At 60.9% G+C, this 13,228-nt stretch carries 11 protein-coding genes and 2 pseudogenes; 12 read left to right on the forward strand and 1 reads right to left on the reverse strand.

Features of this window, described 5'->3' with window-relative positions; translation table 11 throughout:
• Positions 1–4 precede the first annotated feature (4 nt).
• From N7E02_RS02600 to N7E02_RS02620, 5 genes and pseudogenes are all read left to right on the forward strand, one after another.
• Positions 5–834, forward strand: a pseudogene (locus N7E02_RS02600) (ABC transporter permease).
• Positions 831–2,459 (forward strand): ABC transporter ATP-binding protein, encoded by a 1,629-nt coding sequence (locus N7E02_RS02605; RefSeq protein WP_286577944.1) that lies wholly within the window; start codon positions 831–833, stop codon positions 2,457–2,459. Before N7E02_RS02600 ends, N7E02_RS02605 begins: the two are co-directional and overlap by 4 nt.
• Positions 2,460–2,498: 39 nt before the next feature.
• The gene (locus N7E02_RS02610) at positions 2,499–3,479 is read left to right on the forward strand and encodes an amidase family protein (RefSeq protein ID WP_286577945.1); all 981 of its coding nucleotides are present in this window, start codon (positions 2,499–2,501) and stop codon (positions 3,477–3,479) included.
• Between the two features lie 23 nt (positions 3,480–3,502).
• Entirely contained in the window at positions 3,503–3,922 is a 420-nt protein-coding gene (locus N7E02_RS02615) for an amidase (RefSeq protein WP_286577946.1), read from the forward strand.
• Between the two features lie 40 nt (positions 3,923–3,962).
• Positions 3,963–4,412: pseudogene (locus tag N7E02_RS02620) on the forward strand (ATP-binding cassette domain-containing protein); the annotation flags it as partial.
• A 393-nt stretch (positions 4,413–4,805) separates the two neighbouring features.
• Here the strand turns inward: N7E02_RS02620 and N7E02_RS02625 are convergent.
• Complete coding sequence (locus N7E02_RS02625; RefSeq protein WP_286577947.1) at positions 4,806–5,831, reverse strand: LacI family DNA-binding transcriptional regulator; 1,026 nt, start codon at positions 5,829–5,831, stop codon at positions 4,806–4,808.
• Positions 5,832–6,063: 232 nt separating this feature from the next.
• Between N7E02_RS02625 and N7E02_RS02630 the strand changes: the two genes are divergently transcribed.
• The 7 genes from N7E02_RS02630 (at position 6,064) to N7E02_RS02660 (ending at position 13,199) form a co-directional block, all read left to right on the forward strand.
• On the forward strand, positions 6,064–7,359 hold the full coding sequence (locus N7E02_RS02630) for an ABC transporter substrate-binding protein (RefSeq protein ID WP_286577948.1): 1,296 nt from the start codon (positions 6,064–6,066) through the stop codon (positions 7,357–7,359).
• A gap of 77 nt (positions 7,360–7,436) precedes the next feature.
• Complete coding sequence (locus N7E02_RS02635) at positions 7,437–8,312, forward strand: carbohydrate ABC transporter permease (protein ID WP_286577949.1); 876 nt, start codon at positions 7,437–7,439, stop codon at positions 8,310–8,312.
• A 10-nt stretch (positions 8,313–8,322) separates the two neighbouring features.
• Entirely contained in the window at positions 8,323–9,150 is an 828-nt protein-coding gene (locus tag N7E02_RS02640) for a carbohydrate ABC transporter permease (protein ID WP_286577950.1), read from the forward strand.
• 5 nt (positions 9,151–9,155) lie between these two features.
• Entirely contained in the window at positions 9,156–10,154 is a 999-nt protein-coding gene (locus N7E02_RS02645; protein ID WP_286577951.1) for an alcohol dehydrogenase catalytic domain-containing protein, read from the forward strand.
• 3 nt (positions 10,155–10,157) lie between these two features.
• A complete protein-coding gene (locus tag N7E02_RS02650) occupies positions 10,158–11,234 on the forward strand; it encodes an ABC transporter ATP-binding protein (protein ID WP_286577952.1) in 1,077 nt (358 codons plus the stop codon).
• Positions 11,231–12,169: a sugar kinase gene (locus N7E02_RS02655; RefSeq protein WP_286577953.1), complete on the forward strand. Its 939-nt coding sequence runs from the start codon at positions 11,231–11,233 to the stop codon at positions 12,167–12,169. Before N7E02_RS02650 ends, N7E02_RS02655 begins: the two co-directional genes overlap by 4 nt.
• Positions 12,153–13,199, forward strand: coding sequence for a tagatose 1,6-diphosphate aldolase (locus N7E02_RS02660; protein ID WP_286577954.1), 1,047 nt, complete (start codon positions 12,153–12,155; stop codon positions 13,197–13,199). The genes N7E02_RS02655 and N7E02_RS02660 overlap by 17 nt, the downstream gene beginning before the upstream one ends.
• Positions 13,200–13,228 lie beyond the last annotated feature (29 nt).

Consider the following 13,228-nt stretch of genomic DNA (forward strand, 5'->3'; position numbering starts at 1 on the left):
TACGATGACCGACAGCATCCGCACGTTTCTCCGCCAACCGTCCGGCCTGCTAGGCCTGGCAATCCTGGCTTTGGTCTGCCTCACCGCAGCACTTGCACCGGTCGTCTACCCGGGGTCGCCCTGGGACATGGTCGGTTCGCCATTGCAAGGCCCGGGAACCCAAGGCGCGCTTCTCGGCACCGATACGATGGGACGTGATATCGCCTCCGGCATCATGCATGGAGCAAGCGTCTCGCTGATGATCGGCATCGCCTCGACGGTTGCCGCGCTCGTTCTCGGCGTCACGCTCGGTGCGATAGCAGGTTTTGCGGGCCCGATGGCGGATCATCTGATCGTCCGCTTCATCGAGATCTTCCAGACCATTCCCAATTTCGTGCTGGCGATCCTGCTTGTCGCGATCCTGACGCCGTCGATCGGTACGATCATCCTCGCCATCGGTCTGGTCAGCTGGCCGCCTTTGGCGCGGCTGACCCGCATCCAGGTCAAGAGTATTGCGGCACGCGAATTCGTTCAGGCGGCGCGCTGTCAGGGGCAGGGGCCCTGTCCATCCTGCTTCGCCACGTCATTCCGAACGCGATGTCGCCGATCATCGTCACCGGATCCATGACGGTTGCGTCAGCGATCCTGATCGAGGCGGCACTGAGTTTCATGGGGCTCGGCGATCCGAACTTCATGTCCTGGGGCTACATGATCGGTGCCGGCCGCACCGTGATCCGGCAGGCGTGGTGGGCCAGCGTGTTTCCCGGCCTTGCCATCCTGCTGACGGCCGTCGCGATAAACCTGATCGGCGAAGCCCTCAATGATGCCCTCAATCCGAGGATCTCGCGCTCATGACGCTTCTTTCCGCGCAGAACCTCTCCATCGCCTTGCCGAAGGGTGCTGACCGGACGCATGCCGTCTCGAATGTCAGCTTCGATATCGAGGAGAACCAGATCGTCTGCCTGGTCGGCGAATCCGGTTCCGGCAAGTCGATGATCGCTCATGCTATTCTCGGCCTCCTGCCGCCCGGCATCGCCGTTGACGGTGGCTCGCTGATGTTTGGCGGCAGCGATCTCGCGGCCTTGCCTCCCGCAGCGCGACGCACCGTGCGCGGTGACCAGATCTCGATGATCTTCCAGGAGCCACTGACGGCGCTCAATCCCTTGAAGCGTGTCGGCGAACAGGTTGCCGAAGCCATCCGAACCCATCGGGCTTCCATTTCTGCCCGCGAAGTGGTCGCCAAGGTCGAGGAACTGTTCGAGCAGGTCGGCTTGCCCGATCCGCCGCGGCTGCGCCACTCCTATCCCTTCCAGCTTTCGGGCGGGCAGCGGCAGCGAGTGATGATCGCCATGGCGCTCTGCAACAATCCGAAACTCCTGATTGCCGACGAGCCGACGACGGCGCTCGATGTCACGACACAACGCCAGATCCTCGATCTGATCAAGAGCCTGCAGAAGTCTCACAACATGGGTGTCCTGTTCATAACCCATGATATCGGCGTGGTCGCCGACATCGCCGACAAGGTGGTTGTTCTGCAGAAGGGCGACATCGTTGAAAGCGGCCCGGCGGATGCCGTGCTGAAAGAGCCATCCCAAGCCTATACGCAGATGTTGCTCGACGCCGTGCCCGGCAAGGGCGCTTTTCGCCACGCCGCAAGACAGGCGGCGCCGGTTCTCGAAGTCCGGGGATTGCAGAAGCGTTTCGTCTCACGGCAGGGGCTTTTCGCCAAGCCGCGCGAGGTGGTGGCAGCACAGGATGTCAGTTGGCAATTGTCTCCAGGAGACACGCTGGCGGTGGTCGGCGAAAGCGGGTCCGGGAAATCGACACTGGCGCGCATTCTTCTACGCCTGATCGAGCCGGATGCGGGTGATGTGGTCTGGCGCGGCACTTCGGTGCGGGGGATGAACAGCAGGGATCTCCGTGATTTCCGCCGCAAGGCGCAGATCGTCTTCCAGGATCCATATTCCTCGCTCGATCCTCGCCTGAAGGTAGGCGAGAGCATCTGCCGCGGCCCGATGGCATTCGGGACCAGCAGGGCAGATGCGCGAAAGCTCGCCGAGCAATGGCTGGAGCGGGTCGGGCTCGGGCCGCAGGCGTTCGATCGCTTTCCGCACGAATTCTCCGGCGGCCAGCGCCAGCGCATCTGTATCGCGCGTGCCCTGGCCTTGCAGCCGGAAATCCTGATTGCCGACGAAGCGGTCTCGGCGCTCGACGTTTCCATCCAGGCGCAGGTTCTGGATCTGCTCAACGATCTGAAGGCGGAGATGGGGCTTGCGATGGTCTTCATCACGCATGACCTTCGTGTCGCTCGCGAGATCGCCGACCGCGTGCTCGTCATGCGCAAGGGACAGGTCGAAGAAGAGCAGGCGACGGAAGAGCTCTTCGAGAACCCGCGAAGTGACTACACCAGGCGACTTCTGGACGCCGTGCCGGGCAGGTCATTCTTTGCCGGTCGTGCTCAACCGACGATCCAGGCGTGACGGCACATTTAATTTCAAGGACATATTGGGAGACAGGCGATGAGCAACGAACTCTGGCAATGGACGGCGGCGGAACTGGCTGCCGGGATCAGGTCCGGCCGCATCAGTTCGGTCGAGGCGACCGAAAGCGCGATTGCGCGTATGGATGCCGTCAATCCCGCGATCAACGCCGTCGTCGATACGATGCCGGAGACCGCGATTTCGGAGGCCAAGACGGCTGACGAGAGCCTGCGCAAGCATGGGGCTGCCGGTCCGCTGCACGGCGTGCCGATGACGGTGAAGATCAATGTCGATTTCAAGGGCCGCGCCACGACCAACGGCGTCATTGCCAACAAGGATCACAAGGCCGAGCAGGATTCTTCGACGATCGCTGCCGTGCGGGCGGGTGGTCTGCCGATCCTCGGGCGGACCAATACGCCGGCCTATTCGATGCGCGCCTTCACCAGCAACGACCTGCATGGCGCAACGTTCAATCCGCATGACAAGGCGATCACCTGCGGTGGTTCGTCGGGCGGTGCCGGATCCGCCGTCGCGGCTGGTATCGGCGCGATTGGCCATGGCAACGATATCGGCGGCTCTGTGCGCCACCCCGCCTATTGCTGCGGCGTCTATGGCCTGCGCCCGACATCGGGGCTCATCCCCCAGACAAGCCCGTCCATGCCGGAGCGCAAGATCGTGTCCCAGCTAATGGCGGTGCAGGGCGTTCTTGCCCGATCGTTGGAGGATATCAGGCTGGGCATGCAGATGATGAGCCGCCCGGATCCGAACGATATCTGGCAGGTGCCGGCAGGCGACATCTTCGAACCGCTTGCCCATCGCCCCTGCAAGGTGGCCGTTGTTGCGGAGACGGATGAAAGCCCGGCAGATCCTGAAGTCAGCGCCGCCATCCGCCAGGCGGCGGCCATGCTGGCCGACGCCGGATACGAAGTGGAGGAAGTGCCTACGCCGTCCTTCAGGAGCTGGTCGATCACTGGCGCCTCATTCTCGGCAACGAGATGCGCGGCGGTCTCGGCGTTTTGATGGAAGCCCATGGCGACTGGAAGATGAAACGTATGCTCGAAGTCCAGCTCGAAGGCGTACCGGTGATCGACAGCCGTGACGGTATGCTGGATGCGATCGCACATCGTGCTCGCCTTCTGCGCAAGTGGCAGCTTTTCCTCGAACAGTGGCCGCTGGTCCTGACCGCCGTCAGCTGGGCGAAGCCGATGATCGATGATCTCGATGTGTCCGACGATCTCGATGTCGAATGGTTCTACAATGTCTGCGCGCCCTATATGGGAACGCCGACGATCGGACTGCCCGGCCTGTCGGTGCCGGTGGGAACCGTGCCGGGCAAGCCGATGGGCGTGCAGCTTCTGGCAACGCGCTTCGCCGACCGCCGCCTGCTCGAAGCCGGCGCCGTGCTTGAGCGCGCCATCGGCAGGATCGCACCGGTCGACCCGTTTTCGGCGAAGTCGGAGTAGTGACAGAGAAGCCTTGTCCTGAAGGCCATTCGGCGCCGGGCAGAACATCGCGTATGGCCATCTCGAAGCCGGCCAGAGCGAGATCACCGAGGCCGCACGCCGTGCCCGTCTTGACGATGTCTTAGGGCTCTAGCCCAACGGTTTCGATACGGTGATCGGCGAGCGCGGGGTTAAACTGTCCGGCGGACAGAAGCAGACTGGCGATTGCCCGCATCTTTTTGAAGAATCCTCCGATCCTGATTCTTGATGAGGCAACCTCGGCGCTCGACAGCGAGACGGAACGGGCTATTCAGCGGTCGCTTGCTGAACTTTCGCAGGGTCGCGCGAAGCTGGCCATAGCTCATCGGCTGGCGACTATTACCAATGCCACCGAATCATTGTTGTCGAAGGTGACATCGTGAAAGAGAGTGGATGCGACCACCTACCGATGAAGGCCGATGGACGATACCACGCACTTTATGCCGCTCACGAGCGGAGCAGCGTAGCGTGAGATGACGGGAAGCATGTTCACAATAGGGCCGGCAGGTTGAACTCGCGGCGCTGCGCGACATTATCTTTCAGGTGAGAGAGCAACATCTTGCGGCTTCGAAAGGGACGAAACTTGGCGGAGATCAAGTGAGGACAGAGCATTCGAGCGAATCACGCGTGGCGCCGACAACGCCGTCCGAACCTCCCTTGAGCGCCTTTCTATTGCAAATCTGGCTGACAACGAGCAGGCGCCTGGAGACGGTCAAATCGGTGAAAGATAGGGGAAAACACGTCCTGCTAACCACCAGACTTGTGTCAGGATTAGAGACCAGCTTTTCGCAGTAAGAACATTTGTTTCCCTTAGAGCTTTGGGTGGGTTCACAATTTTAATCCGCTTAGGATCTTAAAAGGGATTTCATTTCTTATCCGGCGCGCAGGTCGACTCGCGAATGATAAGTGAATAATCGATCTCGTAATGGCTGGGAACTCTATGCCCATCCAAGGTTGCGAGCAGATATTCTCCAGCGCCTTTCCATGTCACGTCGGTCGGTACATGCAGTGTCGTGAGGGCCGGTCTGAGATGCCTACTCCAATCCAGGTCGTCGAAGCCGACGACCGACAGATCTCGGGGAACATGCATACCCCGGCGTTCGGCTTCGAGCATGACGCCATAGGCCAAAACATCATTGCCACATGCGATGGCCGTCGGCGGGTTGTCGCCTATCAGCATTTGCCGGGCTGCTTCTCGAGCATCATCGAGCGTGTAGCGGACTTCGATATGCCAACGGCCAGGAAGATCCAGGCCGTTTTCCGTCAGGGCGCGCCGGAACCCGCGGATACGGGCGCTGGCTCGGTCATTGTTCCGCTGCAGTGCGCTGACGATGCCGATTTTTTCATGTCCTAGTGAGATCAGATGCATCATTGCCCGATAGGCGGCTGCCTCATTGTCAACGCCTATGCTGGCAGAGTCACCACTCGGATTATAGACGCCGACATTGATGGAGGGGATGTTGCGGGCGACGAGAAGGTCCTTCAATGCCTGATGATGGCAGTCGCCGCGCAGGATTAATCCATCGATGCCGCGGCCGACGAGATTGCGGGCCTGTTCAAGTTCAACATCAATGTCATAGCCATTGGTGGCGAGGATGAGCATGTAGCCGCGCGTCGAGAGGTATTTCTGCAATGCTTCGATGCCGCGCGCGAACATGGCGTTGTCAATCGTGGGGATAATGGCGCCAATCGTGCGGGTGCGGTTGCTCGAAAGAGCGCGCGCCATGCCGTGCGGCACATATCCGGTCTGGTCAACGATGGACTGGATACGCAGCCGCAGCTCCTCGCTGACGCTCTGGGGATTGTTGAGCGCGCGCGAGACTGTCGCGGTGGATACGCCTGAAAGCCGCGCTATCGCCCGTATTCCCGTCTTTTCCTTTTCACCACCCATAGATCAATCCGCTTGTAACGTTACATTAGCTTAGCGATGGCTTTCCCCTCTTTGTCAAACGAATTTCATGCTGCATTGCAGAGATAAATTATGCTGAATATCATGATTGACAGCACAGCAAAGGTAAGTCTATGTAACCGGTTACATGATCAATGTTCGGGAGAAACGCTCGGTCATGTCGCTCGAGGAGGAGCGTTGGAAACCGCCAAATGGCGGCGAAGTGGAGGAAAGCATGACGAAAATCTCCGCAGTCCGTATTTTATTTGCATCCTGCACATTCATCGTGGGTGCGGTCAGTCCTGCTCTAGCGTTTGACTGGAAAGCGCATGACGGTGAGACGGTTTCATTTCTGGCCAACAACAATCCATGGTCGCAGGCTCTTTTGACCTACAAGGATGAGTTTACTGAGCTGACGGGCATCACACTCAAGGTCGATTCCTATCAGGAGCAGCAAATGCGCCAGCGCCTGATGACCGTGCTCAATTCCAGGAGCGATGAAGTCGACGTCTTCATGACGCTGGCCTCACGCGAGGGGCAGCAGTTCGCCGCATCTGGCTGGTACGCGGATCTTTCGGACTATGCACAGAAAGACGCCGCACCCGATTACGATTTTGGCGGCATTAGCCCGGCGCTCGTCAAGGCGGCAACCTTTGACGGCAAACTTACGAGCGTGCCGCTCAACCTTGAAGGGCCGCTTCTCTATTACCGGACTGATATCTTCCAGAAATGCGGGATCTCCAAGCCTGCATCACTTGACGACCTTGCAGTCGCCGCAAAGAAGATCAGCGAATGCGAAAGCGGCATGACGCCGATCACTTCGCGCGGTCTGAAGGCAGCGCTCGCCTATACGTTCAGCAACGTACTTCACAACATGGGCGGCCAGTATATCGTCGACGGCAAGTCCGCCCTGTGCGCGCCGGCCGGCCAGAAGGCGATCAGCTATTATGGAGGCCTTCTCAAGGATTTCGGCCCGCCGGGCTCGTCCAACTACAGCTTCTACCAGATTTCGGCGCTCTACCGCGCCGGGCGGGCTGCAATGGCCTTTGAATCCTCCAATGAACTGCGTACCATCATGGAAGGTGGCGAACGTCTTGAGGACACGGACGTGATACCGCTGCCGCAAGGTGAAGCCGGCAGCGTGCCGACGGCCATCGGCTGGGGCCTGGCGATTTCCGCCAACAGCGCCAAGAAGGATGCTGCCTGGTATTTCGTGCAATGGGCGTCAAGTCCGGAAATACAGAAGCGTCTGGCGATCCAGGGCATCGCCGCACCGCGCATTTCGGTTTCCGATGATCCGGAATACAAGAAGTGGATTTCGGAGGCTCCCGTGCGTGCCAGCTGGCAGGCGGCGCTCGACGAACTCGCCTCGAAGGGATCTTCGGAGGTCGGCTATCCGATCGTCGCCAACCCTGAATCCCGCGATTACATCGGGCAGGCCGTGCAAGACGTACTTCTCGATCAACGTCCGGTCGCAGAGGCTTGTGCCGCAGCCGATAGCGCGCTCGACGGCCTGATCGCCCGCAAGTGATCTGATCCACCTTTGAAAAATCGCGTCCCCTCCGCGAGCGGGGTCGCCAATCCTCGAACGTGATTGGAGAGCCCTCCATGAAACCAGGCTTGAACGACAGCCAGGGACGGCAGCTTGCGGCCTTATCGGCACCGGCGGTAATATTTACCGTCGCGATGATCGCCTTTCCGGTCGTCTACACGATCTGGCTCGGGTTTCAGTCCTTTTCCAGCAGCGGCGAAGCAAGCTATGCCGGCTTGTCGAACTACGCGACGCTGGTGAAGGACGGCGAGTTCTGGAACGGGCTCTACGTCACCTTCGCGCTCTACATCCTGTCGATGATACTGCAGCTCTTTTTCGGCATCTGGCTCGCAATGCTGCTTTTTCATTCCAAGAAGCTGTCTGGCTTCCTGCGTTCGCTGCTGATCTCGCCCTTCATGATGCCGCCGGTCGTGGCTGGCATGATGTGGCTCGTCATTCTCGACCCTTCGCTCGGCGCGGCCAACTACTTACTGGAGGCGGCAGGCCTGCCGGCCTCGGAATGGCTGGCCTCACCGACTTGGGTCATCCCGACCGTCGCTTTGATCGACACCTGGCAATGGGCACCCTACGTCGCACTGATCGTGCTCGGCGGCCTGCAGTCGCTGCCGCCGAGCGTCTACGAAGCCGCCCAGATCGACGGCGCTTCGCCGACCCGCATCTTCTGGAAGATCACGCTTCCGCTGCTCCTGCCGACCATCGTAACCGCGGCGGTGCTGCGCAGCGTCGACCTACTGCGCTTCTTCGACATCATCTACATCACCACCCAGGGCGGGCCGGGCAATGCGTCGAATACGCTCAACATCTACGGTTTTCGCGTCGGCTTCGAGTTCTTCAATATCGGCTACGCCAGCGCGCTGATGATCACGCTGTCGGCCATTGTGCTCGTCGCCGTCCTGATGCTCAACCGCCTGCGCGCCGCCGTGGCCTGGTAAGGAGAAGACGATGAACGGAACCCAACAATCCGATCGCTGGCTCCACTGGCTGAACACGCTTCAGCTGACCATCGCCGGCATCCTCATCCTGGCGCCGACCGTGTGGATGGTGCTTTCCTCCTTCAAGCCATCCTTCGAGGTGACGTCCTATCCGCCGACGCTGATCTTCCAGCCTACCTTCGAGAACTACACCATTCTCTGGGAAACCACGCCGTTCCTGTCCTATGCGGTGAACAGCTTCGTCGTGACGATCGGTTCGACTCTGCTCGGTCTCATCTTCGGCATTCCGGCCGCCTTCGCCGTCTCCTGGTCGCGGGTCACCTGGCCGGCGATCTTGACGCTTGCGGCACGCATGGCGCCGGGCACGCTCTTTCTTCTGCCCTGGTACATCATGTTCCGCGAGGTCGGCCTTATCGGCTCGTACACGGCGTTGATCCTCAGCCATGCGGTCATCACCATGCCGATCGTCATCTGGGTTCTGCTGCCGTTCTTCGACAATATTCCGCGCAGCGTCTTCGAGGCGGCTCAGATCGACGGCTGCTCGGTTCCGCGTGTTCTATGGAAGATAGCGATGCCGCTGGTCGGCTCGGGCATTGCGGTGTCTTCCATTCTCGCCTTCGTTTTCTCCTGGAACTTCTTTCTCTTCGCGCTGGTGCTGTCGAACTCCGACACCAAAACGCTGATCGCCGCCGCATTCAATTTCGTCGGGGAGGGGTCAACCCAATGGGGATCGCTAATGGCGGCTGCAACGCTGATCGCGCTGCCGCCCCTGGTGCTCGCCATTCTGGTCCAGCGCTGGCTCGTTTCCGGCCTCACTCTCGGCGCCGTCAAAGGATGACCATCATGAGCGACAGACAAAACTCCCGCATGCGCGCCTCCGTCTTTCATGGAGACCGCCGCATCACAATCGAGGATCAGGACATTCCCGCCGTCGGCGAGGGCGAGGTTCTGGTCAGGGTCGAGCGTACCGCGCTCTGCGGCTCGGATTTCAAGCTCTGGTACAAGGGTGCCGAATTCACCGCCGGCCACGAAATCTTCGGCACGGTCGAACAACCCGGTCATCCGCGCCACGGCCAGCGCAATGTCGTCTACATTCCCTTGCATTGCGATCGCTGCGAGGCGTGCCGGGCCGGCGACACGCAGATGTGCCTGGAAGTGTCGAGCCTGATCGGCTGGAACCGCCCGGGCGGCTATGCCGAATATCTGCCGGTGCCGGAAAACTGCCTTCTGCCGGTGCCCGACGATATCGACGATGATCTGGCGCCGCTCCTGCTCGACACGATCGGCACGTCCGCCCATGCAGTTCGTTTCGCCATGCCGCTCGTACCACCGGAGGAGAATTCAGCGGTTCTGGTCACGGGAGCCGGTCCGGTCGGCCTCGGCGTCGTGCTGGCGCTGCAAAGCCTCGGATATACCGACATCCATGTCAGTGATCCGAACGAGGAGCGGCTTTCGATCGCACTCTCCTTCGGCGCCAAATCCCATCCGGTCGGTTCCAAGGATCGCCGCTTCAAGCTGATCTTCGAGTGCTCCGGCGCTCATGCCGCCCGCAATCTCGGCATCGAACTGGTGCTGCCGCGCGGCGCCCTGATGCTGGTCGGCGAAAACGCCGCGCCCTGGACGATCGAGGAGGGCAAGATCTTTCGCCGAAAGGATTTCTACATGATCCGGACCTTCTATTTCCCGATCAGGGATTTCGAGCCGAACGTCGAGCTCTTGAGAAAGAACCGGGAAAAATACCGCCGCTTCGTCGATGCCGCCTTCGGGCTCGACGCGCTGCCGGAAAATTTCGCCCGCTTCGCCGAAGGCAAGCTGATCAAACCAGTCCTTTCTTTCGGGTGATCCATGGCCTCAATCAGCATCAAGAACCTCGTCAAGAAATTCGGCGAACTCACCATCATCCCGGGCCTCGACCTTGAGATCGCCGACGAGGAATTTGTCGTCTTCGTCGGCCCGTCCGGCTGCGGCAAATCCACGCTGCTGCGCATCATCGCGGGCCTCGAACCTTCAAGCGGCGGCGATCTCTTCATCGGCGAGACGAAGGTCAACAACGTCCCGCCGTCGAAGCGTGACATCGCCATGGTCTTCCAGGACTATGCGCTGTATCCGCACATGACCGTCTACGACAACATGGCCTTCGCGCTCGAACTGCGCAGCATGACCAAGGCGGAAATCGACCAGCGGGTACGCCGCGCGGCCGGCCTCCTGCACATCGAGCCCTTCCTCGACCGCAAGCCGAAGGCGCTGTCCGGCGGCCAGCGCCAGCGCGTCGCCATGGGCCGTGCCATCGTGCGCGATCCGAAGGTCTTCCTGTTCGATGAACCCCTGTCGAACCTCGATGCCAAACTCCGCAACCAGGTACGCGCCGAAATCAAGGCGCTTTCCCAGGAGCTCAAGACGACGATGATCTTCGTCACCCACGACCAGGTGGAGGCGATGACGATGGCGGACCGCATCGTCGTCTTGAAGAGCGGCGAAATCCAGCAATACGGACGGCCTGAAGAGGTCTACGAGCTTCCCGAGAACCAGTTCGTTGCGGGGTTCATCGGATCGCCGGCAATGAACTTCTTCGACATCCGACGTGCCGGAGACGGCTTCGTGCTCGCCGATGCGCAGGAGCTTGCGGCACCCGTGCCGGATACAGCCAAGGCCGCACTGGCCTCGATCCAGGAAGCCGTACTCGGCATCCGTCCGGAGCATTTCGTCCATGCCCCGGATGATCCGAAGGCCTTTGGCGTGACGATTGAACTGGTCGAGCCGCTGGGCTCCGACACGCTGATCCATTTCACGCTCGCCAGCGTGAAAACGGTCGCTAGGGTCAATCCCGAGCTTCGGCCAAAAGTCGGTGAGCAGCTAAAGCTGGCTGCGCAACCGGGTAAGGCTCATGTCTTCGATAAGGCATCCGGAAAGGCGCTCAGATGATCGGCGGGATAGCCATATCTGACGATGCCCATCCGAAGGTGATCTGCCTGGGCTTATCGGCGCTCGACCGCATCTGGCGGGTACAGGTGCCGTTTTCCGGCGGCAGCGAGAAGATCCGGGCAGGAGAACACTTGACCGAGCCCGGCGGCATGGCGGCCAATGCCGCTGTTGCCGTGGCGCGGCTGGGCGGTAAGGTTTTCTTCTGGGGCAGGGCGGGCAAGGATGATGCTGGCCGCGCCATGGCGGATGCCTTTACGACCGAAGGTGTCGATATCGTCTGCTTCCGACTTTTCGAAGACGGCGCCTCATCCGTCTCCGGCATCATCGTCGATCAGGCCGGGGAGAGGCAGATCGTCAATTTCCGTGGGTCCTTTCCAACAGATCCGGGCTGGCTGCCGCTTTCGAGCCTGGATGCAGACTGCGTGCTTGCCGATCCACGCTGGCCGCAAGGAGCCGAAGCGCTTTTTGCCAGGGCGCGGCAGCTGGACGTTCCCACCGTGCTTGACGGCGATGTCGCCGACACTGATGTATTCGAGCGTCTCCTGCCGTTCACCGATCACGCAATCTTCTCCGAGCCTGGCCTCTCTGGCTTTGCCGGCCCCGATATAGGCGAGGCGCTGGCCCGTGCGGCCTCGTTCGGTTCCTCCATGGTCGCCGTCACCCGTGGCGACAAGGGTGTCGTCTGGCTCGAAGACGGCCAAGTTCACGAGATCCCTGCGCCGAAGGTGACCGCCATCGATACCACTGCCGCAGGCGACGTCTTCCATGGCGCCTACGCCTTCGCCATCGGCGCCGGCCTCGGGACCCGTGACAGCATGATCTTCGCCAGCGAAGTCGCCGCCTTGAAATGCACTCGAGCCGGCGGCCGCGCTGCCATACCGACATTCGATGAAATCAGGTCTCTTGAAAGGACACACCATGCTCACACTCGGTAAATCCCGTGGCCTTGCCCGGCTGGCCAACAAGCAGGGCCATTTCTGCATGGTTGCGCTCGACCAGCGTCCGCCGCTGTTCGAAGCAATCGCCGCCGCGCGCGGCATCGACAAGACACAGGTGCCGTTTTCCGACGTGATCACCGCCAAACGGCTTCTGGTAGAGAACCTCTCGCCCCATTGCAGCTCCATGCTGTTCGATCCGAATTACGCGATCCCAGCGGCGATCGACGTTCTGCCGGCCGATTGCGGCCTGATCGTCACGCTTGAGGACCATCGTACCGAAGAGACGGAAGGCGGTCGCAAGTCCAAGGCGATAGCCGACTGGAGCGTCGAGAAGATCCGCCGCCTCGGCGGCGATGCCGTCAAGGTGCTCGCATGGTATCGCCCGGATGCCTCGCCTGATGTGGTCGAACACCAGAAGAAATTCGTCCGCCAGATCGGCGAGGACTGCAAGCGGTTCGACATCGCCTACGTGCTCGAACTCCTGGTCTTCCCGTTCCTCGGCACGGCCGGCCACACGGCCGATTACGTGGAGTCCCCGAGCAAGCTGCCGGAACTGGTGATCGAAAGCGTTCGCGAATTCGCCAAGCCGGAATATGGCGTCGATCTTCTGAAGCTCGAAAGCCCGCTTGCCGCCAACAGCCTGCCTGCCCGTGACGGCAGCGAAACGGCGAAAACCGCGCAGAAGGAATTCGACGCGGTCGGCAAGATTTGCGCCGATGCCGGCATCCCGTGGGTGCTCCTGTCCGGCGGTGCTGCCCCGGAGAAATTCGAGCTCGTTCTCGATTATGCCTATGCGGCGGGCGCCGGCGGTTTCCTCGCAGGCCGGACGATCTGGCTCAACTCGATCCGTTCGCATTTCCCCGATACCACAGCCGTGGCCAAGTCCTTGGCGCAGGAAGGCGTTGCCGTCCTCGACAGCCTCAGCCGTCTGACCGCCGAAAAGGCGCCGCGCTGGAAGGCACCGGCACCAGCCTTCCAGGCGATCAAGAACGAGGGCGATTTTGCACAGAGCTATGCTGCCGCCTAGTGGAAAAGGACCGGGCGCGGCGATCTCTC

Origin of the sequence: Terrirhizobium terrae (assembly GCF_030323265.1) — a bacterium.
Classification (GTDB): Bacteria; Pseudomonadota; Alphaproteobacteria; order Rhizobiales; family Rhizobiaceae; genus Neorhizobium.